Origin of the sequence: Paenibacillus sp. ICGEB2008 (assembly GCF_000307675.1) — a bacterium.
Lineage (GTDB): Bacteria > Bacillota > Bacilli > Paenibacillales > Paenibacillaceae > Paenibacillus > Paenibacillus polymyxa.
This window is the reverse complement of the sequence record NZ_AMQU01000005.1, coordinates 1-23,779: the sequence shown is the minus strand read 5'-3', so window position 1 is coordinate 23,779 and position 23,779 is coordinate 1. Positions and strand designations below refer to the sequence as shown.

Sequence of the window (23,779 nt, the reverse complement as noted above, 5' to 3'; positions counted from 1 at the left end):
AAAGCGGAAAAAACAAAGAAAGGATGGAATCCATGACAGCATTTGAACAGATTTCTACCTTTCGTGGAGGATGGGAATGGTGGGACATCTGTGCTGCGGACTGGCAGGATTCGGTCATACAGCACTTGAAGGAGAAGCTCCCAGAGGCCGCAGAGTGGCTGGATAAGGTAGAGGACATTCCATCCAGCTTTATTTCTGTACGCTTTCCAGATGGCAATCAACCATTGATGTGCGGATCGTTGATCTACTCCGTTCAAGAGGAGATCGACAGTCAGCGCAATTGCAACAAGTTTTATTTTCTAGTTCTAAACCAGAAGCTAGTGACCTTAAATTTGGACCAAAATACCCGTGAAATTATGCATACCCCAGAACGCCAAACCATGCTGCAACAGTGTGAGGATGCGGCTGATGGCATGTTCGTATTGGCGAGAGCTGTGCTTCATTATTTTCATACGGGAATGGATAAGTTTGAGATCAACCTGAGAAGACTGGAAGAGGACATGGAGAAAAGGAACGCACGTACGCTGATGGATTCTATATTGAATGCGCGTTTCGAGCTGTTGTATTGGAGCAATATGTTCATTCCTTTTTCAGAGCTGGTCACGGCTTCCCGCGAAGCCTATCTGGATAAGCTGGAGGAAAATCGCTTTTTTAAGCAGTTACTGTACCGTGTGACTCGGATGGAGGGACTATTCCGCCATTATGAGAAGGAAATCGACACACTAATCTCCATTGATGACGCCATTTCCGCATTTAGGGGCAATGAGATTACGAAGACACTCACGATCGTGACCGCTGTATTTACGCCGGCCACTGTAGTAGGCGCTATCTGGGGCATGAACTTTGAAAATCTGCCTTGGATCAAAACAGGCTGGGGTTTTACCTTCGTGATTATGGCTACTCTGTTAAGTATGGCGGGGATGTACGGCTGGCTGATGATGAAGGGATGGACAGGAGATTTATTAAAAACAAACAAGCGTAACAAATTGTAGCGGCTGCTTACGGCAGTTACAATGTGCATTCAAAAAACGATCCATCACAACCGGGAGCATTTTAGGAGCTCATTACCGGTTCGATGGATCGTTTTTATATGAAATAGAAGACAATCACTTAGTACCTTGGCTCATTTTGATATATCCTAACAACTCGGCGATAAAATCTCCGATGACTGGAAGATTTAACTGCACCAGGAAGCTAAGCAACCAAGCGAGTAAGGCGAGTACGACCACTGTACCCAGTGTAAGGCCAAGACCCCTTGAAATCCCAGCCGTCAGATTACTAATAATTCTTCTTTTCGTACTGGAGTAGTTCTCTATAATATCTTTGAATTCTGCTTTTTCTAATGTATCTGCGATTTGATCTAGACGTTTGTTAAGCCGCTTGACCTCATGGCGTAGCTCAAAAGGATGTTCATCCACATCAAAATCTCTTTCATGATCATGCTTTTTAACATGAGTAGGTGAGGTCTGCTTGGATGAAACCTTGTCTGGTTGATCTTGTGTCTGTAGGGGGTGAAAGGTTCTCTTGTTGTTCCGAGCAAGATCATCTCCATAGGAGCTTGGTTTGTTCATTGTCATCCCAGCCTTTCTATCATTTAAAAACAGCCAGCTTCTTGCATGCTGGCTGTTCAGTGTTTGGAGCTCATTTTGGTTGTAATCGGAATGTATTCGTATTAGGAATTTGCATTTAATTGCTTCTGAGTGTCCTTGGCTGCCTGAGCAGTTGCATCCATAACTTCTTTATCTGCTTTAGCCGCTTCATTAGCAACATCAGCAGAGGCTTTAGTTACGCTGGATACGATGTTGTCTTTGCTCTCGGCTACCGTTTTGGCTACATCTGCTGTTTTGGTAGAAACGGTTTTGGCCAAATCCGTCGCTTTACTGCTGACTACGGATGCAACATCCTTGGTTTTATCAGAGACAACAGTCATTTTTTCGGACAGATCGCTACGCAAATCACGGCCTGGCTTTGGAGCGAACAGCAGGGCTGCCGCAGCACCAATCAAACCTCCAATGAATAAACCCTTTGCAAAACCTGAAGTGCTTGCCATATTCTGATTGTCAATGTTACTCATGATATATCACTCCTTTTATAGAATAAAAAATATATATAAATGTTAGGTAGCCCTTCTTAATAGCCTGGACACAAGTCCGAGCAAGAACACGAACAATGCGGTTCCAAGTATGGCTGGAATGACTGCAAAATCTCCGATGACTGGACCCCAGTCTCCTAGAATCATGGCACCGAGCCAAGCTCCTACAAAGCCAGCAATCATAGAGCCTGCAATGCCGCCAGGCATTTCATGACCAGCCAGTGCATCGCCAATCAATCCGATAATAATAGCCATTACAATACTTAGGACAATTCCCCACACAAGGATCGCCTCCTTTATCCTGAGTTCACACAACGATAATGTTTTTGATGAATGCTGAGCTTTCGTTATTTCTTTGCCTTGCTTACTTCGTATATAAACGTTGTGACCCTGAGTGAAACAAAAAAGCTATCTTAAAGCGCTTATGGTCGGGGAGGAAATGAAGGGAAGGAACGCCACAGACGCGCTCGCCAATAGACCACGGGAACGGTAAATACCAGCCAGATCATACCTGCAATATAGCCACCTACAATGTCGGTAGGAAAATGAACTCCTAAATATACACGGCTGAGGCCAATCAAGAGAACGAGTAATGCACCAAGAACACACGGAAGGAAGAATGTACGCTTATGAACCTTTCGTTCTATAGCCCAAATGGCAAATATCATTCCGTAAAATCCCATGGAAATCATCGCATGACCGCTGGGAAAACTGTAACCTCCTGCTTCCACCAAATGTTGAAGAGACGGGCGCTCCCGTTGTAAAAATTCTTTTATGATCGTATTTAGCACCCACATCGCCGTAAAGCTGCTTAGGATGGCAAAGGAATACGCTTTTGAGCGGAGATAGACCCAGCACAAGATTGCGGTACCGATTGCTATCAGTAATGATATGCGGAATGAGCCTAACGATGTAATGAATATAGCGACGGGTAGCAGTTGGTAATGAGCAGCAGCTGTGTCTGGAAAAACAATATCCTGAATACGCTCATCCCAATATAGAAAAGGAGCTGTACCAATCCATCTTATTGAATAGGCAATGAGAAGTAAGACGGCGATCATGATCATAGATGCAGACAGACTGCGACGCAAAAAGCTTGGTAAGAATCGGAATCGTTGAGGTTCATGGGATAGCATATGTAGTAAATCGCCTCCTTATGGCTGTGATAGATTCATTTTGTGTACTATTAACTTAACGAATAATGAACGGGAGAGCAAAACCAGACAGAGACAATAGGCTGATTGACGCATATAAGTGCGGGGTAAAGGGATCGTATTACAGCGTTTGTAATGCCAGGGCCGGAAGTGGATTAGGAATCACGAAGTAAGGGCTGCTTTACGGAACTGGAATCCATGGAGGTGTTAAGATGATTAAAATAGTGACATCAGCAGAGAGACATACCTCAAATAAGGGATGGATTCATAGTGAATTTAGCTTTTCGTTTGCAGATTATGAAGATCCGAGCAATGCCCATTTTGGATGTATGCTAGCCCATAATGATAATGAGCTTAAACCGCAGCAAGGGTTCAAAAGACATCCGCATCATGATTTGGAAATCGTCACCTATGTAATTGAAGGCCTTCTGCATCATAGCGACAGCTTGGGTCACGAACAGGATCTGAAAAGCGGCTCGATTCAGGTTATGAGTGCAGGCACTGGGATTGAACATGAGGAGCGAAATCCTGGGGATGAAAAACCGGTTCGTTTTTTGCAAATGTGGTTTCTACCGAGAGTCCTGGCCTTCAGCCTTCTTATCAGGTACAGAGATTCAAGCACAGTGAACGCCTAAATCGACTTCAGCCCGTAGTGTCTGGTTCAGAGGTGGAGGGAGCCCTATCGATTGCACAGGATATAAATCTGTATCTGAGCAGATTGGAAAAGGGACAGCAGCTTGAATATCCGCAGCAAGAGGAGCGCCGCACTCACATTTATATCATTAGCGGTCATGTTGAAGTTACGTGTCAGGATGGGGAATTTCAGTTAAAACCTGGCGATGCCGCGCGAATTCAGAATAACTGTACATTAAAGATACTAGCTACAGGGAATGAGGAAGTATCTGAACTGGTATTAGTAGATTTGCCTTGAAGCTTCCATGGGTAAAGGAAGAAGTGGATGAAAATACGTATATGCATCGAAAAAATAAAGCTCATATCCCTTGCGCGTCTGTTAAGACGACCGGAGATACGAGCTTTATTTGTGGTGACAAACTTAAAATAGCCAAGCTGTCTGTCCTACAAGCTGATTTACGAGGACTTACGCAATCTACCCAGTTCGGAGACAATGGCTTCAACCTCTGAAATGCTGAGGTTAGGCTTGCTGATCACCATATCGTAGACATCATGGATGTCCTCGTATTGCTCTAGCGAGAAAGCGGAAGCCTGCATAGCAGCACCACTCGCCATACGAAGCTTGGTTTTAATGCCCTCAATCATATACTCAATATTGGCATGAGACGGTACAGACAAATCCATCGTTAATGTTCCATCCTTTCATAACAGGGGAAGTTGCCTGTATTGTATCATGTTTTTGTTGTAGAATGTACTGATAGCCAGATTACCGATATACAACTGAATGAAGGAGGATGGACAAAGTTGTCTTTGTATAATCGAGCTTCTACATCTGGTCGCTCGCCCTTAGAACCTAATGTAGAGAAAACAGATCGCGACGGACTCGCACCGTTTTTTCGAGAAATTCAACATCAGCATGCTATAGATAAGTTGACTTTTGTATGTATCGGTACAGATCGCTCGTCGGGTGACTCACTCGGGCCACTGGTAGGCACCATGCTCAAGGAGCAAGGCTTTCCGCATGTGATTGGCACCATGACGGAGCCTTGTGATGCGGATCATCTGGTTTCATACTTGGAGCGTATTCCCCAAGATCATCATGTGATCGCCATAGATGCTTGTCTTGGACAGCATGGCTCAACGGGAATGTTCCTTGTTGCCCGTGAACCGCTAACCCCTGCGCGATCGGTCGGGCTGTCTCTGCCGTCCGTCGGGCATTATAGCGTGGCCGCGATTGTGAATGAGCGCAGTCCCAAACCCTACTGGACACTCCAGATGACGTCGCTTCATCTGGTCATGACGATGGCTGCATATATTGCAGATGCAGCGGCTTGTGAATTTGGTTTAAAAACAGCTTCGCAAGATTTTCCAGCGGGCTACCGTTTCAGATATTGATGGTCTGCTTAATAATATACATCAGCATGTTCTACTCACTAATATATTCAGAACCAATAGATTATATACAGAGAAGGAAGGGTTCCACATGGAAAAGGTATTATGCGAAGGAACGACGATCTGCTATGCCGAACAAGGAAAAGGAGATCCGATCATTCTGTTGCACGGATTTTGCGGAAGCTCCTCCTATTGGGATGAGGTTGTTCCCTTGCTATCCCCAAGCTATCGTTGTATTGTTCCAGACTTGCGTGGACACGGACGCAGCGATGCTCCACTCGGAGCCTATACGATTGATCAAATGGCAGACGATGTGCTTAAACTTCAGGAACAATTGGACATTCCTCAGGCTGCATGGTTTGGTCACTCCCTAGGAGGCTACTTAGCCCTTTCCGCGGCCCAGAGACATGCAGAGCGTCTTACGGCCTTTGGATTGATTCATTCGACGGCTTATGCAGATACGGACGAAGGTAAAGAAAAGCGGAACAAGGCTGTATCCACCATTCAAACGGAAGGAATTACAACCTTTGTAGATGGGCTCGTACCGGGGTTGTTTGCTCCTGAACATGTGGAGTCGATGCCAAACCAACTACTCAAAGTCAAAGAAATTGGCTACAAAACACCTCCACAAGGAGCCGTAGGAGCATCACTGGCTATGCGCGAGCGCCCGGACCGTCGGGATGTGCTGTCGGCTTCTGCATTGCCAGCTCTTTTAGTAGCAGGCGAGCAGGATCAGGCGGTTCCTCCAGCCCGGACGTTTACAACAGATCGGGCCGGAGTAACTCAGGTTACCCTACCGCAGTCTGGACATATGAGCTTGTTCGAAGCACCACAGTTATTAGCGAATGCCATCTTGTCATTTTTGGACCAGAACTTGAAAAAGTAGAGTAGGGTAAGTCTAAAAACCGGAACCTTCTGATGTGGTAACAGAAGAGATCCGGTTTTTTGCTGACTTGTTGCTTCATATCGGTTGATGTGTAAAATGCCTAAGTCATATTGTTTTTGTTCAAGGCAAACGCTGTCGGCAAACCGTCAATACTTTCTAAATTTTTTTCGTATGCATACTTTTTAAGTGCTTCTTCGCCCATCTGAATCGCTACGTCCTTCAGCTTTTCCCGTTCGCTCGTGTAAGTCATGAAGGGAACTGCAAAACCACATGAATGTTGCACCATATGAACATCTACAACAATGATTTGTCTTGCTCCAGGCAGTGGATTGAAGAGAGGATACAGCTCATTCCAACGCTTTGTGTTGGGCAACACGACTGTGCCAGTACCAAAGAGCCTTAATACACAGGGCTCGCCTTCAAATGCACAGAACATGATGGTTACCCGTCCGTTCTCTATAATGTGTGCGCTTGTCTCGTTGCCACTTCCCGACAAGTCGAGATAGGCTACCTTATGATCTGACAATATACGAAAAGAATTATATCCCTTGGGGGAAATATTCACATGCCCCGTCTCAGATACAGGTGCTGATCCTACAAAGAAAATATGCTGTCGCTGTATGAACTCCTTATATTCCGGTAGTATCGAACTAAATTGTTTTCCCATACTTCAACATCCTTCCCGTAATTAGTTCGCAATTTTGTTTCTTACGAAAATAAATATTATATTTTATTTTTGCGATTTAATGCATTACAATGATTATTTTTGTTTCTCATGAAACAAAAATAACATGAGGCTAACGGAGAATCAATATCAAATTTTCGAATACTTGTATTTGAAGTTGATCACATGACCGGCTACAAAACATTGTGCTACCCAAATGTTACGTGTCATACGTGATTTTCTGAGTGCCGGATCATTGATGCTATAAATGATTTGTAATTGTACTAAATAGGATTACGCCATGATGGCGGCATTTGGCTTTTAGACAAGGATGTCTTACAATCAGAAGGGACAGGGTTGCTGGTTCTCTAGGCATCAGGATGAAAGGAAGGGAACGGCTTGCTTAGAAAAGATTATTTGCTTAGTATGATGGAAGAATTGACATCAGCAGTAGCATCAGTGCTCGGTCTGAGGCGTGAAAATAAACACGTCGAAGCGCTAAAACAGCTAGATGACCTACTCAACAAGCAGTTTCGCCTTCGTTCAGATTTGCTCAGACGATTGCCGCCAGAACAAATTATTGAGCTTTTCCGAATGGGCCCTGGGATGGAAGCGGATGAGCTTCAGCAAGTGGCTCGCATTCTGGAAGAAGAAGCTGTTATATACATGGAGACCAGCAGAATAGACGAGGGCATACGAATTTTAATGAAATCTCTTCATTTATATTTGTACAGCGATCTGAATGGCGCGAATCGTGATCTACAGGTCCTGCCTGAACGAATAGCGTGTATCGTACAACTGGTTCATGAATATGAGCTTTCTCCTGAAACCAGCAAGCTACTGGCTGTTCATTATGAGCGGGAAAACAGACTGGACCAAGCCGCCGATGTCTGGTTTGGATTGGCATGGGAGCAGCCAGAGCTGGGATCGGAAGCAGAGGCATTTTACAGTCAGTTACTGGATAAGACCGATGCAGAGCTAGAGCGGGGTGGAATTTCACGCCGGGAAATCATCGAGGGTTTGTCCGAGATCACCCAATTACATGAAAGAAAGTGAGATGTACCTTTTGGATTCACTGCGCGAACTTGTATACCAATTGACCACGGGAGGCTCCCTCATAACAGCAACGCTGAGTCAGCTGCGCAAACGTGAGGATGCTTCTTTTACTAAAGTGCAAATCAAACCTGTGGAATTGAAAAACAAACTGCATTACCAGTTTGCCTTTCATTACAGCAACAAAGTCATTCATGAAAATCTGACCCCTGATGAAGCTAATGAGCGCATGACTGCCTTGTTTGAGGACACATTCCGCCAAGGACTTCTATGTGCCAAGGATGCAGACTATCAGGTGCTGATCAGTAAAAAATATAAAGTATCCATTCTGACAAAGTCACCGAGCAAAAGTAAAGCCGATCTGTCTCATAATCGCAAAAAGCAATATGTGCTTGAGGAAGGAGAACGTATTCCTTTCCTGATTGAGCTGGGGATTATGAATGAGGACGGTAAGGTACTGGCCCGCAAATACGATAAATTCCGTCAAATCAACCGTTTTCTCGAAATGGTGCAGGATGTATTGCCCAGCCTTCCGGTAGGCCTCCCATTGACGATTGTGGATTTTGGCTGCGGCAAATCGTATTTGACCTTTGCCTTGTATCACTATTTGGCAGTACAGCAAAAACGACCTTTGCAGATTGTCGGTTTGGACTTAAAGGCAGATGTTATTGAAACCTGTAATGTTCTGGCGCAAAAGCTGCAATATCGACAGTTGGAGTTTCTGGTCGGAGATATCGCAGACTACAATGAACTGGAGCAGGTGGATATGGTCGTTACCTTGCATGCATGCGATACAGCAACAGATGCAGCGCTGGAAAAGGCTGTCCGCTGGGGAGCGTCTGTCATTTTATCAGTTCCGTGCTGCCAGCATGAGCTGTTTAGCCAACTGGAAAACCCGGTCTTGGAGCCTTTGCTCTCCCATGGCATTTTAAAGGAGCGTTTTTCTGCACTGGCAACGGATGGAATCCGGGCCAAGCTGCTGGATATGATGGGGTATCGGACACAGCTCTTGGAATTTATTGACATGGAGCACACACCTAAAAATATTCTGATTCGTGCTGTCAAAGGCCAAGCGGGAGAACGGTCCGTTCTGTGGCGTGAGTACACAGCATTTCGGGATTTTATACATGCTGATCCTTATTTGGAACGTGCTTGTGCGGATTTGCTTCCAGAAGGAGCGGGGCAGAAGCAGACACACAGCTAAGAATATAGTGAAAGTGGAGCCACTGCGGGGTGGCTCCACTTTTTTGTAGATTACAGTTCATGGTTGCTGTACGCAAACCTCTACCCGCCATAGGCACTTCTAAAAGCGGTGCACAAAACATCGCGATCCACCTTCCACAATGCCGCGAGCTCCTCGCTGACATCTTCGTCCCACCAGTCGCACAGTAGTTTGCGATTGCTATGGTTTTCCGCAATCCAGATGAGGTGGCCGACGACCTTGCGGCAATATAGCTCCTCGCCCTGCTTGACCAGATCAGGAGCAATGTGAACAGGCAGACGTTTGCAGGTTCGGTACAGCTCTTTGCAGCATGCGCGGCGGATCCCGCGAGCCGTGGGCAAACGGGATTGTGAATTGTCATGTTTGGGGAATTTGCCGGGAGGCATATTGTACCCCCTCCTCTCTCTCACAACTTATGCGGGCAGAGGAGCCGGGGTCACTGACCTCCCTATTTGAGCGAAGTGGCGGCGTGTTCTGCCGCTGTGATACACTAATGAAAATAGAGAAACAGGCAGGGAGTGGGAAGAAAAAATGGACCATATATCTAGTATCATTAATTATTTGTTTGAGATCATTCGTAGTCTTGGGTATTTTGGTATTATGCTAGGCTTGATGGTGGAGGTCATTCCAAGTGAAATTGTCCTCGCTTACGGCGGCTTTTTAGTGTCCTCAGGTCATATTAATTTTTTTGGCGCAGTCGTGTTCGGAACGATTGGCGGGGTGCTGGCCCAACTGTTCATTTACTGGATTGGACGCTATGGTGGCAGACCCGTATTAGATAAGTATGGGAAATACATACTCATTAAAAAAAGCCATGTCGACCACGCTGAAGCCTGGTTCAATAAATATGGCACGGGGGTCATTTTTACAGCTCGCTTTATCCCTGTTGTTCGTCACGCGATCTCAATCCCTGCCGGGTTGGCTCGAATGAACGTATGGCGCTTTATTATTTTGACGACGCTGGCGATTATACCTTGGTCTGTTTTGTTTATATATTTAGGTATGCTGCTGGGAGACAAGTGGGAGCAAATTGACGAAGTGGCAGCACCTTACATCAAACCCATTTTGCTAGTTGCTCTTGCGCTCTTGATCATTTATTTTGTTATCAAATGGATTGTAGCCAAAAACAAAAAAGGAAGTGTATAACATGAGCCGTACTAACGTATCGCAATATTTCGGCAAGGGCTTGAGTCCTGAACAATTTATGGAGGGCATGGAAAAGAACAAAGAAGCCTTCCGCTCCGGATACGATCAGTTTGTGTGGAGCAGCGAAGAGGATCGGGAGTTTTTTGAAAGCCTGAACCATCGTGATGATCTGCGTGTGCTTATATTGGCTGCCGACTGGTGTGGGGATGTCGTACGCAATGTGCCAGTTGTGTTCCGCGCGCTGGAGAATAGCGGTATTCCAACTGAAGTATTAATTTTGGAAAATCATCAGGCGCTGATGGACGACTTCCTGACGATGGGCGGACGTGCTGTGCCGATTGTGATTTTTGCGGATACTGGGGGCCACGTACTGGGTCACTGGGGACCACGTCCTGCACATGTCCAACAAATTATGATCGAATTCAAACGTGAAAATCCAGATCGGGAAGCCGATGATTATCAAGAAAAAATCGCAGTTGCTCGCAAAGAAATGGCTGCAAAATATGGGGAGGGAACCGAGGTTCATCCTGTGATTGTTCAGGAATTACGCGAGCTGATCTCGGGATTTTAACTTATGACCTTATCCATTCGCAGCTTTAATCTGGGTCCACTTCAAACGAATGCTTATTTGCTTCAAGGGGATGATCCACAGCGCGCTGTTATTATTGATCCAGGAATGAATCCGGGTCCTTTGCTGAGAGCAATTGAATCCCTGACCATTGAAGCTATCCTGCTGACCCATGCCCATTTTGACCATATTGGAGGAGTGGAGGAGATTCGCAATGCGAAAGGATGCCCGGTGTATCTGCACGCCTTGGAGCAAGACTGGCTCACATCTCCTAAGCTGAATGGCTCCCTGATGTGGCCAGAGGCTTCTCCACCGATCTCGACAGGACCTGCCGAATATGATTTGGCGGAAGGTCAGCAATTAAATCTAATCGGGCACACGTTCAAGGTGTTCCATACACCGGGGCATTCACCCGGAAGTGTTAGCTTCTTGTGTGGCAAAGATCTTTTCTCCGGGGATGTGCTATTCCGTCAGGGTGTCGGACGTACCGACCTGCCGGGGGGGCGGGAACGGGATTTGTACGATTCCATTCAGAATAAATTGTTTCCGCTTGGAGATGACGTTACGGTCTATTGTGGTCACGGACCCAAAACATCCATTGGTTATGAGAAAGCCAACAATCCGTATATCCGGTAAATTTGATAAACGTTAATTAATTGAGGCAAAATCAAAGAAGTGACAGGTTTTGCCTCAATTCGACAACAAAATATAAATTATGTATAGACAAAGGTTTTTATTTTTGTTAACATAAATTTATTGAAGTTACATACTAAACTCGCGAAGCACGCAAGCTGTGGATGAATCCCGGTTTGCGTTCTTTTTTTTGCCCATTAAGAGGATAAAGAGGCATGAAGCCGTCAGATCACAAGGGGGAGCAAGAATGAAAAGAAAACATATATATGAGGTACACCGTGAGAAAGAAGGTAGTTTCCGTCTTCCCAAAATAGTAGATATTGAAGATGTTGTGGTAGGTTCCGAACCGAAGATCATAACTTGGAAAAAGGTGAAACGGCAGGGCGGAACCCTTACGCAAAACTGGCATATACGGCTTAATGAGCATAGATTTGGACGTGGAGACGGTCGATTATGAAGATACATAGATGATATAGACAAGCTACCTTTTTTTTTAGTAGACTTAGCAGATAAGTTCAGACAAACGGGGGGGCTAACGATGCATCATTTAGGAGCTAGAATTATGATCGTCGCGGATGCTTTTGAGCAGAATCTTCCTGTGGGCGAACATGGTTATATCATTGCTTACGACCGTAATGCGGACAATGCTTTTGACTATGTCATTCGCGTACCGAAGGTGAATCGCAATTTTTTCGTACCATCCGGGGACATTGAGCTGGAAGAAAGTATTCTCAAGCTGGAAGCTGAGCGGATTGAGCGTGAAGCGCTGATAGATTACGCCCTTGCTACTCATAATGAGAAGCTGTTCAGACATGTGATGAACGGTGGTCATGATTCAGTAGAGACTGAGGAAGAAGAAACCGCGGCAGAATTGTTGTCACAGGCTGATTTTATTAAACAAGTTAATTTGCGTGCTTGGATATAGGAATCGGCTGTTGCCGACTCTTTTTAACAATATATAATGGGCACGATTTCAGCTGCTATAGTTTTCTTGAAAGAGCACCGAGAGGTGCTTTTTTTTATATTCTTTTAGTAACATTTACCTCATTGATGTACAGTCTGCTTCTGTACCGCGTCAAAGATTGAATTGTATAGGGTTCTATCCTATAATTAAAAACGTTATTTCAAAGTTCGGTGTAACATTTTTGATACCAGGATTTTGCAAAATCCGATTCCAGTCGCTTATTGGATTTTTATATATACATGAGGAGGGTTTTGAATGAACATTTCCAAGGAAGATGTCCGTCACGTAGCCAGGCTGTCCCGATTGAATTTGACCGAGACTGAGGAAGAAACCATGACAGGGCAATTAAACGCCATTCTCCATTATGCGGAGAAGCTGAATGAGCTGGATACGGAGCAGGTAAAACCGACCACTCATGTGCTGCACGTCAGCAATGTCATGCGAGACGACGAAGTTCGCGAAAGTTTGACGCATGAGCAAGTGATGCGTAATGCACCTGAAGAAGAAGATGGACAGTTTAAAGTTCCTGCTGTTCTGGAATAGATTTCACATTTGAAAGGAGGATGCAAATTGAGCTTGTTTAATAACACATTGCCGGAAATACATAACAAGCTGCATCAAAAGGAAATTTCCGTGAGTGATCTAGTGGGGCACGCTCTGGAGACAATTGATGCGCGGGAAGAGAAGATCAGGGCCTATATTACTGTCGACGAGGAACGGGCTCGGGCATCCGCACGTCAGCTGGATGATCAGCTGGTTTCGGGAGAGGAACGAGGGTTGTTGTTTGGTCTGCCGGTCGGTATTAAGGATAATATCGTGACGGAAGGGCTGCGCACAACATGTGGCAGTCAGTTTTTGAAAAATTTTGATCCTGTTTACGATGCCACAGTTGTCGGTAAGTTACGCGCAGCGCAAACGGTGACACTTGGTAAAATGAACATGGACGAATTCGCCATGGGTGGTTCTAACGAGAACTCCAGCTTTTTCCCTGCACGTAATCCTTGGGATTTACAACGTGTTCCCGGCGGTTCCAGTGGCGGCTCGGCTGCAGCTGTTGCGGCAGGTGAAGCTTATTTCACGCTCGGTTCCGATACAGGTGGCTCCATTCGCCAGCCCGCTTCTTATTGCGGCGTAGTTGGCTTAAAACCAACCTATGGTCTGGTATCCCGTTTTGGACTGGTGGCTTTTGCTTCATCTTTAGACCAAATCGGACCAATTACAAAAAATGTTCAGGATTCAGCCTATGTCCTGCAAGCCATTGCAGGTTATGACCAGAAGGACTCCACTTCTGCGAAGGTAGACATTCCTGATTATTTGAACGCTTTAACCGGAGATGTGAAGGGACTTCGTATCGCTGTGCCTAAAGAGTATCTTGGTGAAGGCGTAGATCCACAGGTCAAGGAAAAGGTGCTTGATGCACTGAAAACACTGGAAGGATTGGGCGCTGTATGGGAAGAGGTATCTCTTCCGCACACGGAATATGCAGTTGCAACGTACTACCTACTGGCTTCATCTGAAGCATCGTCCAATCTGGCCCGCTTTGACGGCGTGCGCTATGGTGTACGCGCTGACAATCCGGATAACCTGCTCGATCTGTACCATCAGTCCCGTACGCAAGGGTTTGGTCCTGAGGTGAAGCGTCGGATTATGCTCGGTACCTATGCACTCAGCTCCGGGTACTACGATGCTTATTATTTGAAAGCTCAAAAAGTGCGCACACTGATCAAACAGGATTTTGATCGTATATTTGAACAATATGATGTGATTATCGGGCCTACTGCACCGACTACCGCGTTCAAAATCGGTTCCCAAGTAGACGACCCATTGACAATGTATTTGAACGATATTTTGACGATTCCAGTGAGTTTGGCTGGCGTGCCGGCGATCAGTATTCCTTGTGGTTTTGCAGATGGAATGCCAGTCGGACTACAAATTATCGGGAAAGCCTTTGACGAGTCTTCTGTACTGCGCGTAGCGCATGCATTCGAACAAAATACTGAATTTCACAAGCAGCGTCCGCAGCTGTAATTTGCCAAAAAGGAGGGAACCTATTCATGTCTACAACTACATCGAAGTATGAGACGGTCATTGGACTTGAAGTCCATGTGGAATTGCATACGAAGTCCAAAATATTTTGTGGATGCTCGACATCCTTCGGAGCACCGCCAAACTCTCATACATGTCCGGTCTGTCTAGGACATCCGGGGGTATTGCCGGTATTGAATCGTCAAGCCGTTGATTATGCGATGAAAGCGGCGATGGCGCTCAATTGCACCATCGCTGATGTCAGCAAATTTGACCGCAAAAACTATTTCTACCCCGATTCACCGAAGGCTTACCAAATTTCGCAATATGACCAACCGATCGGTGAGCATGGCTGGATTGATATTGAAGTGAACGGTGAAACCAAGCGTATCGGCATTACGCGGTTGCATCTGGAAGAGGACGCTGGGAAATTAACCCACGTTGATGGTGGCTATGCGTCTTTGGTTGATTTTAACCGGGTCGGCACACCGTTGGTTGAAATCGTTTCGGAGCCGGATATATCTTCGCCGGAAGAAGCCAAGGCTTATCTGGAAAAAATACGTGCCATTATGCAGTATTGTGACGTATCCGATGTGAAGATGGAGGAAGGCTCGCTTCGTTGCGATGCGAATATCAGTCTTCGTCCGCATGGACAAAAAGAGCTGGGAACCAAAGCGGAACTGAAAAACATGAACTCCTTCCGTGGCGTACAGCGCGGACTGGAATATGAGCAGTTCCGGCAAGAACAGACGCTGGACGAAGGTGGAACGATCGTACAGGAAACACGTCGCTGGGATGAGGCACAGGGTAAAACACTGTCCATGCGTGGTAAGGAGCAGGCGCACGACTATCGTTATTTCCCAGACCCGGATCTCGTTACACTGCATATTGATGAGGAGTGGAAAGAGCGTATCCGTGCTTCGATTCCTGAATTACCCGACCAGCGTAAAGCACGTTACACTTCGGAATATGGATTACCTGAGTATGATGCACAGGTAATTACGTCCTCCAAGCCATTGGCTGATTTGTTCGAGGATAGTCTTCAGTACACCAAGGATGCCAAAGCCGTATCCAACTGGATTATGGGGGATTTACTCGGCTATTTGAACAGTGCCAATGTAGAATTGTCGCAGGTTAAATTGACAGGTCGGGGCTTGGGTGAAATGATCGGACTACTGGAGAAGGGGACGATCAATAGTAAAATTGCCAAAACGGTCTTCAAGGAAATGCTGGAAAGTGATAAACTGCCACAGCAAATTGTTGAAGAAAAAGGGCTTGTGCAAATCAGTGATGAAGGTGCAATTCTGACAATTGTCGAACAAGTTGTAGCAGCCAACCCGCAATCGGTCGAGGATTACAAAGCTGGCAAGCAAAAGGCCATCGGCTTCTTGGTCGGTCAAGTGATGAAGGAGAGCAAGGGCAAAGCTAACCCTGGCCTCGCTAATAAGTTGCTGACAGAAGTGTTGAACCGTTAATGGCATAGTTATGACAGGGGCTTGTCTTTTAGGGACAGGCCCCTTTTGCATAGGTGCAAAGACACGAATGGGGCATCAAACACGTATTAGAAGCGTGATGACATATGATGAGTTTCCTTAGGAGGGCAAACAGCATGGTTACCCTATGTTCATTGGAAGATGATAATATTGTCAGTCAGATATGGCGTCTTCAGCATGTCGCTTATAGACTGGAAGCTGAACTGATTGGATTTGATGAGATTCCTCCACTGATGGATACATTGGAGACGCTGAGAAGCTGCGGGGAGTCTTTTTATGGGTGGCTGGAGGATGATGAACTGCTAGGAGCACTAGCTGTGCAGTCTGAGTCATCTGGTTCGCTTACCCTTACACGTATGATGGTTCATCCAGATCATTTTCGCAAAGGGATTGCGGACTCCTTAATGAAGCATGTTTTGAATGAATATCGGAATGTCCCCCTGTTTATCGTCACCACTGGAACTTTAAACACTCCTGCGGTGACGCTTTATCGAAAACATGGTTTTCGCCCCGTTTCCGCGGCAGAAGTGGCCCCAGGCGTGGAATTAACCACCTACCATTTGCATAACGTGGAATAATACTCACAAACCGCGTGCCCGGACAGGGAAGCACGACATAACCGGGAGGAGAGACTCGAATGAATAATCCGTGGATTATAGATGATTCACATATCATTTTACGGCTATTACTGTCCATGCTTCTCGGTGGATTCATTGGCTTTGAGCGAGAACGTTCCAATCATGCTGCTGGTTTGCGGACTCACATTATGGTCAGTCTTGGATCGGCGCTGATTATGCTACTCTCCATTTACGGCTTTGCTGATTTTATTAAAGAAGCTAATGTGCGTATAGATCCAGCTCGTTTGGCTACGGCGGTGATTACTGGCGTAGGCTTTTTGGGCGCAGGTACGATTATGTTCACAGGTAAATCCATTACTGGACTCACAACGGCGGCTTCCATTTGGGTCGTAGCTGCCATTGGCCTTGGGGTCGGAGCAGGCTTCTATTTACCCTCTATAGCGGCAACTGTGCTCGTATTTTTAAATTTATGGGTGTTCAACAAATTAGAACTTCGGTATATGCGTGGACGCAAGCCTCATCTTATTACACTGTACGGATTGTCCTCCCACGGATTGCTCGATCAAATTTCGACTTATTTAGAGCAGGAAAAAGTGGAAATACGTAAAATCATGATTAAAGAACATGAAAATGTTCCATTTCATGAATTGCACCCGGATCGTCAGAGTATGGAGGTTTCCCTGGAGGTGCTGGCCCGACATGACTTTAATCCGGTGCGTATTGCAGCTGATTTACGACAATGGGAAGATATAGCTGCCGTCTCCGTTGAGTGATCACAACCCTTTTTTTTACAGTTACTATCAAATCTGATTGGGGTACTATGTAACCATCAAAGTATTTTACAGCGGAGCTACGTATGGAATTCAAAGGGGAGGATAGCATGAACTCGGAACAACCGTTACCGTCGGGAGAGTCCGGACAGGCTGAACAGCCACATGGACAGAAACAGCGGGAACGTCTGCAATACGCTAAATTTCGCAAAGTAATTGCCATTATCATGGCAGCACTGATACCTGGAATGGGACATCTTTTTTTAGGACTATTTATTAGGGGGCTTACATTTATTGTATTGCTCCTGCTAGATATTTTTGCGATGCTGTATGTTTCCTCCGATGGATTGAGGATTAACATCCCATTACTAATTTTGCTTGGCTTGTTCATACCCGTTTTATATTTTTATAATGTATATGATGTCTTACAGTCAGCGGATTACATGGTTCGTTATCGGCGCAAGCCAGATCAATATGCACGAATGGATGCTAGAGGTCAGCAAAGTAGTCCATTTTATGCGTGGGAAAGAGGCTTTGCTTTTGCTGTGCTATTGGTGGCAGGCGGTGGACTTATGATTCTGTTCCGCATGAAACCGCGCTGGTTAAGCATTTTCTTCGAAGATTATGGGTTCCTGACGCTGGCCATTATATTAATGATAATCGGTTTATTCCTTTTTCTAAGGGAAGCCTTTCTATCCTTTAAACGTAAAAAGTTGAAAGAAAGAGGGTGAAGCAGGCGTGCACCGCAAAATAAGAGTCGGCCGCTACACCTCTTCGCTTCTGTTGATGGCTGTAGGCATTTTGCTGATTGTAGATGTGCTTCAGAACACGGAATATATGCTCCAGCTCCTTGTGTGGTGGCCTGTAATCTTTGTGCTTTGGGGTCTGGAGTATCTGATTTTTTTTGGCGTGTATTATCGCAAAGAGGGCAAGCCTGACAACGGACGACGTTTCAGACCTGACTTGAAGGGGATTCTGTCCGCTTTGGTAGTGGCTGCTTCGGTTTTTATCGTGACCCAGCAAAACCATTATATGTACCTGTGGAACCGGGTTAGTCTCAATCTGACATCGGCTTCTATGGATTTTAGCCAGGCTAAAGAGAATCGGTATGATATGGGTGGTATGCTGATACCTGTAACTATGCAGACATCCGATTTAGTAGTTGATTCAGTGAATGGGGATATAACACTAATCAGAAGGCCGGTGTCCAATATTGAGGTACGCGGGACTCTATGGGTGGATCAAGCGCCTGCTGCCGAAGCGGACAAGATTGCTCAAGCTTCTTCACTGACTTCTACCGATGGCAAGACCATCCAGATTCGTCCGGAGGTACAGTCATACGGAGCATCAAGTAAACGTCAGCCTCGAATGAACATGTTGATCACCGTGCCAGAGGATCGGCGCTTCAATATGCAGATTAGAACCTCCAACGGGAATATTACCTTGAATGGAGTAGACGCTATCGACAGCATCCGGCTTGAGAGTGGTAATGGGAATCTCACAGTTAATGACGCTATCGGCAATGTCAAAGGAGGCACCCTGAACGGTCAGATTAGATTGCATCGGATTTCCGGAGATGTGGATGTACGCACGAACCGTGGCGATATGCAGGCAGGGGATATTGAAGGGGCCTTGTCACTCCACACTATGGTAGGTGACATTCAGGTCGCTCGTTCGGAAGGGGATATTACCGTTGATACTCAAAATGGTGACATGAATGTGCTGAATTCTACAGCCAAGCTGAATGCAAATTCGCTTAATGGCGCTATCAAAGTGCATAGCGAGCAGGTAGGTGGAGATTGGAAAATATACAGTGCTGTCGGTGATATCGTATTGGATCTTCCATCGAATGGAGATTTTCAGTTAGAGGGTTCAAGCAGTTATGGTAATCTTCAGTCTGATTTTCCATTTAAGATAGACAGTAAAAGCATTTCAGGTCAAAACGGGGATGGCAAATATGTGATTAACGTAGAGGGTAACAGCAATTTAACCATTAAAAAGTTACTGATGCCGTCGTTACCCGACTTGGATGAATCCGGAGGATCGACTGCACCCGATGCAACTGGAAGTTCTCCAGATGAACCTGAAGTTCCTGCGACCGATACTTCTGTAGGAACATCCGGCGACAATACGGCGCGTTGACAAGATTCTTGAGTAGACCGTACAATGTGAGTAGCTTTAGAAGTGAATTGTAAATAGATGCGTGGTAATTGATAGGATTGCAAGTAAGGGATAAGGCGGTGGACATATATGGCAGCACGCGTCCAGCATGCTTTGGAACTTCTGAAGAAGACAGGTGTACGCATAACACCCCAGCGCCATGCCATATTAAACTATTTAATGGAATCTATGGGGCATCCGACTGCAGATGAAATATATCGTGCGCTTGAGTCCAAGTTTCCAAGTATGAGTGTGGCTACAGTTTATAATAACTTAAAGATGTTTATAGAAGCGGGTATGGTACATGAGTTGACCTATGGAGATAACGCCAGTCGATATGATGCCAATATTTCGGAGCACTATCACATCATTTGTGAAACATGCGGAAAGATTGAAGATTTCAGTTACCCGTATTTGGCAGATGTGGAACGCCATGCTGCGTTAGAAACAGGCTTCGAGGTGCATGGACATCGTATGGAGTTACACGGAGTATGCAAAGCTTGTAGTAACAAACAATTGTAGCGAAACAAGGGATAAAAGTTTTTAGTGCGGTATGTATATATTGTAATGGATTGGAAACGTGAGGAATTCCCCATAAGTGGGGATTTACCGCGTTTTTTTTGTTTAAATCACTTTGTTTTTTGTCTCAGGTAATCTGTTAAAGTTACAAAATACAGAAATCAAAATTTCTTACAATGGAGGTTCAATATTGGCCAGAAATCATTCCAGACGCCGCCGTAAACGTTCTCGATTCAAAGGAGCGGCAAGCCTGCTATTATTCGCAGCGATTATATGCGCAATTACTGTCGTATGGTATGGTAATCCTCTTCACGAGAAACCCGATTGGCAGGGGAGTGTCCGACCTATTTTTATGAAGGGCAAGTTGACCGGATATGAAACTCAAAGCTCCGGCAAGAACATGCTGATGCCGCTTAAATTGATACAAGGTCAAATTGACCCTACCATTCGTTATGAGGATGACAGCCAAACCGTCATTATGGCAACGAGACAAAGCTTGCTCCATATGAATGTTGCAAAGACACAAGGCGAACTGAATGGTAAAACATATGCACTTAGCGCCGCCCCTCAGATAATCAGTGGAGAGGTGTATATCCCCATTGAGGCTGTACGTGAAGTATATGGTATATCCATCCACGAAGACCCTGTAACAGGGGCTGTCATTCTGATGAAAGCCGGAGAGAAAGTCAGGCTAGGTAGTGTAGAAAAGAAAGATGGGCAACAGGATGCTAGAATTGCTTTACGCAAAGAAGCCTCTAGTCTATCTTTTATTTTGGCAGATGTATCACAGCAGACAAAAGTACGCATCTGGTCTCAACAGGGCGATTGGTATTTTGTGCAGTTAGACAATGGTTATGCAGGATACATGAAGTCAGACTGTATCTCTGAAGGAGAAGAACTTGTGATACCTTCGGTTAAGGACGATTTGTCAATCTCGGAGAAGCATTGGCAGGGTAAACCTGTGAATCTCGCTTGGGAAGCCGTCTATAATCGTAAGCCTGATCCTTCCAAATTTGACCCTATGCCTGGAGTAAATGTGGTGAGCCCTACATGGTTCAGCGTCGTTGATCATGAGGGTACTGTAGAAAGCAAGGCGGACCCGGCATATGTCAGCTGGGCGCATCGTAAGGGCATGGAGGTATGGGGCTTGTTGAGCAACAGCTTTAACCCCGAAATAACAACAGAGGCACTATCTACCTTTGAACGTCGAAAATCGATTGTAGATCAGATGATCTCACTTGCCCAAGAAAATGATCTGGATGGTATTAATATTGACTTTGAAAATGTCCATACGAAGGATGGCCCCAATGTCACCCAATTTTTGCGGGAACTTAAACCGATGGCCCGGGAACATGATTTGATACTGTCCATTGATGTTACGCCTAAATCTCAAAGTGAGATGTGGTCTGTTTTCTTGGATCGAAAGGCATTGGGTGCTATAACAGATTATCTCATGGTAATGGCGTATGATGAGCATTGGGCGGCTAGTCCAAAAGCTGGTTCCGTCGCCTCATTACCATGGACAGAAGCATCAATTCAGCGGATTATTCAGGAAGACGAAGTGCCGCCTCAAAAAGTGGTTTTAGGTATTCCGTTATATACCCGCGTTTGGTCCGAGACTCCCAAAGAAGGGAAGATTAAGGTCACCTCCAAATCAATTGGTATGGAGTCAGCAGCAGATATCGTAGCCCAATTTAAGTTGAAGCCCAAATATAGAGCTTCTGAAGGTCAGAATTATGTCGAATATACCGAAGACGGTGTTGTCAAAAAGATTTGGCTAGAGGATCAGATATCCCTGAAGGCAAGAGTAGAACTTGCCAAATCACTGAACCTGGGCGGAATTGGTGTGTGGAGTCGGAGCTTTGCAGATGAAGACGCTTGGATAACACTGAAAGAAATAATTAAATAAGATAAAAAATTATACAATTGAAGAAGGAAGTTTCTTATTTATGTAGAAATGATCACATGTATCCAAATATCCAATTTAGCGGTTATAGCCGCCTTGCAGGTATGGAGGGTGAAGTGCAGCTAACCAAATTAAACCTGATGCATGATGAATTGTTGCAGGAAGATTCAATAGGTGTTATTTCGTACAGAAAGCCGGGAGAATATTTTCACGGTTCGATGTTGTATGACTTTGATGAACTCATTCTAATTATTGGAGAAGGCCGGGAGCCAGTTCGATCTATACAACACTTATTTATTAATGGATTAAAATGCCAAGTGTTGTACACAACGCTTAGTTGTCTGAAGGGTTGGATTATCGCAGGTGAACAAGCCAACATTATAGATTATGTGCTAGAAGGTCGTATGGTCTGGGAACGGGATGACAGGGTACGTCTTTTAAGACAGGAAATTATTGAATTTAACGATCCACTGCGGGAGCAGAAGCGATTTCATGAGTTCTCCCGCTTTCTGGTCAATTACGTTCAGGGTAAGAAAGCAGTGCGAGAAGGGCGGATCATTGACGCTTATCAAAGTGTTCTGAAGGCACTGGATCATTGGGCTTCTATTGAACTCATTGAACGTGGGATTTATCCAAAGGTTCACTTATGGGTTCAGATGCAGCCGCTGGATCGAACAATTGAGAAGCTGTATAACGAGCTCACATTAAGTACGGAGACTCTGGAGCAACGGGTTGAACTGGTACTACTTGCTTGTGAATTTTCAGTCATGTCAAAAATGGAGGAGTGCTCCTCTCCGCTATTCCGTATATTAGGTAGCAGACGGGAACCTTGGTCTATAGATGAACTTATGAATCATCCTGAGCTCAAGAATCTACAATTAGATCTTACCGTCGTGCTCCGTAAACTGGTTTATCGTTCACTTATTAGAGAATCAGCCGTCGGGGAATTTAGGGATCGCGGACAAAATCGTGAACTGCGCTACTCCCTTCTTTGATGAGTGGAGGTTATTTTATCAGGAAGAAAGGTCGATAAATGATCTTTTCTTCCTTTTTTCTTATGTGATTAGAATTTAAAGGAGATTAAAAAATATAAATGATTATTTTAGCTTGACGAGTATGTAAAATATGTGCTAAGTTATAACTCGCCCCATTAAGCAACACGAATAATTTAGAACTGTCTAAAGCAGGATAAAGGGTGTTGCATCAAGCAAGGAAATAAACTTTTAAAAAAAATGCTTGACGAAAAATGAGGTTATATGTTACATTATTTAAGTCGCCGCTGAGACGCGGTGGTGAAACAAAGTGAGAGAAAATAAAGTTTGATCTTTGAAAACTGAACAACGAGTGAGTACGGATTTTATTTATAAAATCCAATGCTGAAATTTTGGTACATGCCATCTGGCTGTATGAAATGGAAGCGAAAAAGAGATATTTTATCTCGTCAGTTTCAAAATGAGCTAATCGCTCTTTCTATAACCAGCTTCGGTTGGTCTTTAATGGAGAGTTTGATCCTGGCTCAGGACGAACGCTGGCGGCGTGCCTAATACATGCAAGTCGAGCGGGGTTAGTTAGAAGCTTGCTTCTAATTAACCTAGCGGCGGACGGGTGAGTAACACGTAGGCAACCTGCCCACAAGACAGGGATAACTACCGGAAACGGTAGCTAATACCCGATGCATCCTTTTCCTGCATGGGGGAAGGAGGAAAGGCGGAGCAATCTGTCACTTGTGGATGGGCCTGCGGCGCATTAGCTAGTTGGTGGGGTAAAGGCCTACCAAGGCGACGATGCGTAGCGACCTGAGAGGGTGATCGGCCACACTGGGACTGAGACACGGCCCAGACTCCTACGGGAGGCAGCAGTAGGGAATCTTCCGCAATGGGCGAAAGCCTGACGGAGCAACGCCGCGTGAGTGATGAAGGTT

At 45.3% G+C, this 23,779-nt stretch carries 29 protein-coding genes and 1 rRNA gene; 23 read left to right on the top strand and 7 right to left on the bottom strand.

Going from position 1 to position 23,779, the window contains the following annotated elements; translation table 11 throughout:
- The first annotated feature begins 32 nt into the window (after window positions 1–32).
- Window positions 33–992 carry a magnesium transporter CorA family protein gene (locus C400_RS0103140; RefSeq protein ID WP_016820277.1) on the top strand — a complete coding sequence of 320 codons (960 nt, stop codon included), beginning with the start codon at window positions 33–35 and terminating at the stop codon, window positions 990–992.
- A 114-nt stretch (window positions 993–1,106) separates the two neighbouring features.
- Here C400_RS0103140 and C400_RS0103135 read toward each other — a convergent pair whose 3' ends face one another.
- From C400_RS0103135 to C400_RS0103120, 4 genes are all read right to left on the bottom strand, one after another.
- Window positions 1,107–1,577 (bottom strand): DUF5665 domain-containing protein, encoded by a 471-nt coding sequence (locus tag C400_RS0103135; RefSeq protein ID WP_017425948.1) that lies wholly within the window; start codon window positions 1,575–1,577, stop codon window positions 1,107–1,109.
- 95 nt (window positions 1,578–1,672) lie between these two features.
- Window positions 1,673–2,074: a YtxH domain-containing protein gene (locus tag C400_RS0103130; protein ID WP_016820275.1), complete on the bottom strand. Its 402-nt coding sequence runs from the start codon at window positions 2,072–2,074 to the stop codon at window positions 1,673–1,675.
- 42 nt (window positions 2,075–2,116) lie between these two features.
- Window positions 2,117–2,374, bottom strand: a complete 258-nt coding sequence (locus C400_RS0103125; RefSeq protein ID WP_016820274.1) for a GlsB/YeaQ/YmgE family stress response membrane protein — start codon at window positions 2,372–2,374, stop codon at window positions 2,117–2,119.
- Window positions 2,375–2,514: 140 nt separating this feature from the next.
- Window positions 2,515–3,228 carry a phosphatase PAP2 family protein gene (locus C400_RS0103120; protein WP_017425947.1) on the bottom strand — a complete coding sequence of 238 codons (714 nt, stop codon included), beginning with the start codon at window positions 3,226–3,228 and terminating at the stop codon, window positions 2,515–2,517.
- Between the two features lie 230 nt (window positions 3,229–3,458).
- On the opposite strand from C400_RS0103120, the gene C400_RS27315 reads away from it, so the two are divergent.
- Window positions 3,459–3,881: a pirin family protein gene (locus C400_RS27315; RefSeq protein ID WP_232795303.1), complete on the top strand. Its 423-nt coding sequence runs from the start codon at window positions 3,459–3,461 to the stop codon at window positions 3,879–3,881.
- 17 nt (window positions 3,882–3,898) lie between these two features.
- Window positions 3,899–4,177, top strand: coding sequence for a pirin family protein (locus C400_RS27310; protein WP_232795302.1), 279 nt, complete (start codon window positions 3,899–3,901; stop codon window positions 4,175–4,177).
- Between the two features lie 158 nt (window positions 4,178–4,335).
- Here the strand turns inward: C400_RS27310 and C400_RS0103110 are convergent, their stop codons facing one another.
- The gene (locus tag C400_RS0103110) at window positions 4,336–4,563 is read right to left on the bottom strand and encodes a DUF1128 domain-containing protein (RefSeq protein ID WP_013373034.1); all 228 of its coding nucleotides are present in this window, start codon (window positions 4,561–4,563) and stop codon (window positions 4,336–4,338) included.
- Between the two features lie 120 nt (window positions 4,564–4,683).
- Here C400_RS0103110 and yyaC point away from each other — a divergent pair, with 120 nt between their 5' ends.
- Both yyaC and C400_RS0103100 read left to right on the top strand, forming a co-directional pair.
- Entirely contained in the window at window positions 4,684–5,274 is a 591-nt protein-coding gene (yyaC, locus tag C400_RS0103105; RefSeq protein WP_026065353.1) for a spore protease YyaC, read from the top strand.
- A gap of 88 nt (window positions 5,275–5,362) precedes the next feature.
- Entirely contained in the window at window positions 5,363–6,157 is a 795-nt protein-coding gene (locus tag C400_RS0103100; protein WP_017425945.1) for an alpha/beta fold hydrolase, read from the top strand.
- 100 nt (window positions 6,158–6,257) lie between these two features.
- On the opposite strand, the gene C400_RS0103095 is transcribed toward C400_RS0103100, so the two are convergent.
- On the bottom strand, window positions 6,258–6,824 hold the full coding sequence (locus tag C400_RS0103095; protein WP_016820269.1) for a pyridoxamine 5'-phosphate oxidase family protein: 567 nt from the start codon (window positions 6,822–6,824) through the stop codon (window positions 6,258–6,260).
- A 396-nt stretch (window positions 6,825–7,220) separates the two neighbouring features.
- On the opposite strand from C400_RS0103095, the gene C400_RS0103090 reads away from it, so the two are divergent.
- Window positions 7,221–7,877, top strand: a complete 657-nt coding sequence (locus tag C400_RS0103090) for a DUF6483 family protein (protein ID WP_016820268.1) — start codon at window positions 7,221–7,223, stop codon at window positions 7,875–7,877.
- Entirely contained in the window at window positions 7,864–9,078 is a 1,215-nt protein-coding gene (locus tag C400_RS0103085; protein ID WP_017425944.1) for a class I SAM-dependent methyltransferase, read from the top strand. The genes C400_RS0103090 and C400_RS0103085 overlap by 14 nt, the downstream gene beginning before the upstream one ends.
- An 80-nt stretch (window positions 9,079–9,158) precedes the next feature.
- Here C400_RS0103085 and C400_RS0103080 read toward each other — a convergent pair whose 3' ends face one another.
- Entirely contained in the window at window positions 9,159–9,482 is a 324-nt protein-coding gene (locus C400_RS0103080) for a hypothetical protein (protein WP_017425943.1), read from the bottom strand.
- A gap of 145 nt (window positions 9,483–9,627) precedes the next feature.
- Between C400_RS0103080 and C400_RS0103075 the strand changes: the two genes are divergently transcribed.
- From C400_RS0103075 to C400_RS0103000, 16 genes are all read left to right on the top strand, one after another.
- Window positions 9,628–10,242 (top strand): DedA family protein, encoded by a 615-nt coding sequence (locus C400_RS0103075; RefSeq protein WP_013373027.1) that lies wholly within the window; start codon window positions 9,628–9,630, stop codon window positions 10,240–10,242.
- A gap of 1 nt (window position 10,243) precedes the next feature.
- Window positions 10,244–10,813 carry a thioredoxin family protein gene (locus C400_RS0103070; RefSeq protein ID WP_017425942.1) on the top strand — a complete coding sequence of 190 codons (570 nt, stop codon included), beginning with the start codon at window positions 10,244–10,246 and terminating at the stop codon, window positions 10,811–10,813.
- A 3-nt stretch (window positions 10,814–10,816) separates the two neighbouring features.
- On the top strand, window positions 10,817–11,446 hold the full coding sequence (locus tag C400_RS0103065) for an MBL fold metallo-hydrolase (RefSeq protein ID WP_016820263.1): 630 nt from the start codon (window positions 10,817–10,819) through the stop codon (window positions 11,444–11,446).
- Window positions 11,447–11,690: 244 nt separating this feature from the next.
- Window positions 11,691–11,900, top strand: a complete 210-nt coding sequence (locus tag C400_RS0103060) for a hypothetical protein (RefSeq protein ID WP_016820262.1) — start codon at window positions 11,691–11,693, stop codon at window positions 11,898–11,900.
- Between the two features lie 81 nt (window positions 11,901–11,981).
- Window positions 11,982–12,368: a hypothetical protein gene (locus C400_RS0103055; protein ID WP_016324719.1), complete on the top strand. Its 387-nt coding sequence runs from the start codon at window positions 11,982–11,984 to the stop codon at window positions 12,366–12,368.
- 294 nt (window positions 12,369–12,662) lie between these two features.
- Window positions 12,663–12,950 (top strand): Asp-tRNA(Asn)/Glu-tRNA(Gln) amidotransferase subunit GatC, encoded by a 288-nt coding sequence (gene gatC / locus C400_RS0103050; protein WP_016820261.1) that lies wholly within the window; start codon window positions 12,663–12,665, stop codon window positions 12,948–12,950.
- A 27-nt stretch (window positions 12,951–12,977) separates the two neighbouring features.
- The gene (gatA, locus tag C400_RS0103045) at window positions 12,978–14,435 is read left to right on the top strand and encodes an Asp-tRNA(Asn)/Glu-tRNA(Gln) amidotransferase subunit GatA (protein ID WP_017425941.1); all 1,458 of its coding nucleotides are present in this window, start codon (window positions 12,978–12,980) and stop codon (window positions 14,433–14,435) included.
- A 26-nt stretch (window positions 14,436–14,461) separates the two neighbouring features.
- Window positions 14,462–15,907: an Asp-tRNA(Asn)/Glu-tRNA(Gln) amidotransferase subunit GatB gene (gatB, locus tag C400_RS0103040; protein ID WP_016820259.1), complete on the top strand. Its 1,446-nt coding sequence runs from the start codon at window positions 14,462–14,464 to the stop codon at window positions 15,905–15,907.
- Between the two features lie 134 nt (window positions 15,908–16,041).
- Window positions 16,042–16,503 (top strand): GNAT family N-acetyltransferase, encoded by a 462-nt coding sequence (locus C400_RS0103035; protein WP_017425940.1) that lies wholly within the window; start codon window positions 16,042–16,044, stop codon window positions 16,501–16,503.
- A gap of 59 nt (window positions 16,504–16,562) precedes the next feature.
- Window positions 16,563–17,276 carry an MgtC/SapB family protein gene (locus C400_RS0103030; RefSeq protein ID WP_016820257.1) on the top strand — a complete coding sequence of 238 codons (714 nt, stop codon included), beginning with the start codon at window positions 16,563–16,565 and terminating at the stop codon, window positions 17,274–17,276.
- Window positions 17,277–17,359: 83 nt separating this feature from the next.
- Window positions 17,360–18,004: a hypothetical protein gene (locus tag C400_RS0103025; RefSeq protein ID WP_026065352.1), complete on the top strand. Its 645-nt coding sequence runs from the start codon at window positions 17,360–17,362 to the stop codon at window positions 18,002–18,004.
- Window positions 18,005–18,011: 7 nt separating this feature from the next.
- On the top strand, window positions 18,012–19,415 hold the full coding sequence (locus C400_RS0103020; RefSeq protein WP_017425938.1) for a DUF4097 family beta strand repeat-containing protein: 1,404 nt from the start codon (window positions 18,012–18,014) through the stop codon (window positions 19,413–19,415).
- Window positions 19,416–19,523: 108 nt separating this feature from the next.
- Entirely contained in the window at window positions 19,524–19,955 is a 432-nt protein-coding gene (gene perR, locus C400_RS0103015) for a peroxide-responsive transcriptional repressor PerR (protein WP_017425937.1), read from the top strand.
- 187 nt (window positions 19,956–20,142) lie between these two features.
- Window positions 20,143–21,861: a glycosyl hydrolase family 18 protein gene (locus tag C400_RS0103010; protein ID WP_017425936.1), complete on the top strand. Its 1,719-nt coding sequence runs from the start codon at window positions 20,143–20,145 to the stop codon at window positions 21,859–21,861.
- A gap of 56 nt (window positions 21,862–21,917) precedes the next feature.
- Window positions 21,918–22,853, top strand: coding sequence for a nucleotidyltransferase-like protein (locus C400_RS0103005; protein ID WP_017425935.1), 936 nt, complete (start codon window positions 21,918–21,920; stop codon window positions 22,851–22,853).
- A 498-nt stretch (window positions 22,854–23,351) separates the two neighbouring features.
- Window positions 23,352–23,779 (top strand): 16S ribosomal RNA (locus tag C400_RS0103000); the annotation flags it as partial.

Coding starts and splice junctions, on each gene's coding strand:
- C400_RS0103140 (WP_016820277.1), top strand. CDS start 33: ATGACAGCATTTGAACAGATTTCTACCTTTCGTGGAGGATGGGAATGG.
- C400_RS0103135 (WP_017425948.1), bottom strand. CDS start 1,577: ATGACAATGAACAAACCAAGCTCCTATGGAGATGATCTTGCTCGGAAC.
- C400_RS0103130 (WP_016820275.1), bottom strand. CDS start 2,074: ATGAGTAACATTGACAATCAGAATATGGCAAGCACTTCAGGTTTTGCA.
- C400_RS0103120 (WP_017425947.1), bottom strand. CDS start 3,228: ATGCTATCCCATGAACCTCAACGATTCCGATTCTTACCAAGCTTTTTG.
- C400_RS27315 (WP_232795303.1), top strand. CDS start 3,459: ATGATTAAAATAGTGACATCAGCAGAGAGACATACCTCAAATAAGGGA.
- C400_RS0103110 (WP_013373034.1), bottom strand. CDS start 4,563: ATGGATTTGTCTGTACCGTCTCATGCCAATATTGAGTATATGATTGAG.
- C400_RS0103100 (WP_017425945.1), top strand. CDS start 5,363: ATGGAAAAGGTATTATGCGAAGGAACGACGATCTGCTATGCCGAACAA.
- C400_RS0103095 (WP_016820269.1), bottom strand. CDS start 6,824: ATGGGAAAACAATTTAGTTCGATACTACCGGAATATAAGGAGTTCATA.
- C400_RS0103085 (WP_017425944.1), top strand. CDS start 7,864: ATGAAAGAAAGTGAGATGTACCTTTTGGATTCACTGCGCGAACTTGTA.
- C400_RS0103080 (WP_017425943.1), bottom strand. CDS start 9,482: ATGCCTCCCGGCAAATTCCCCAAACATGACAATTCACAATCCCGTTTG.
- C400_RS0103075 (WP_013373027.1), top strand. CDS start 9,628: ATGGACCATATATCTAGTATCATTAATTATTTGTTTGAGATCATTCGT.
- C400_RS0103070 (WP_017425942.1), top strand. CDS start 10,244: ATGAGCCGTACTAACGTATCGCAATATTTCGGCAAGGGCTTGAGTCCT.
- C400_RS0103065 (WP_016820263.1), top strand. CDS start 10,817: ATGACCTTATCCATTCGCAGCTTTAATCTGGGTCCACTTCAAACGAAT.
- C400_RS0103060 (WP_016820262.1), top strand. CDS start 11,691: ATGAAAAGAAAACATATATATGAGGTACACCGTGAGAAAGAAGGTAGT.
- C400_RS0103055 (WP_016324719.1), top strand. CDS start 11,982: ATGCATCATTTAGGAGCTAGAATTATGATCGTCGCGGATGCTTTTGAG.
- gatC (WP_016820261.1), top strand. CDS start 12,663: ATGAACATTTCCAAGGAAGATGTCCGTCACGTAGCCAGGCTGTCCCGA.
- gatB (WP_016820259.1), top strand. CDS start 14,462: ATGTCTACAACTACATCGAAGTATGAGACGGTCATTGGACTTGAAGTC.
- C400_RS0103035 (WP_017425940.1), top strand. CDS start 16,042: ATGGTTACCCTATGTTCATTGGAAGATGATAATATTGTCAGTCAGATA.
- C400_RS0103030 (WP_016820257.1), top strand. CDS start 16,563: ATGAATAATCCGTGGATTATAGATGATTCACATATCATTTTACGGCTA.
- C400_RS0103025 (WP_026065352.1), top strand. CDS start 17,360: ATGGAATTCAAAGGGGAGGATAGCATGAACTCGGAACAACCGTTACCG.
- perR (WP_017425937.1), top strand. CDS start 19,524: ATGGCAGCACGCGTCCAGCATGCTTTGGAACTTCTGAAGAAGACAGGT.
- C400_RS0103005 (WP_017425935.1), top strand. CDS start 21,918: ATGTATCCAAATATCCAATTTAGCGGTTATAGCCGCCTTGCAGGTATG.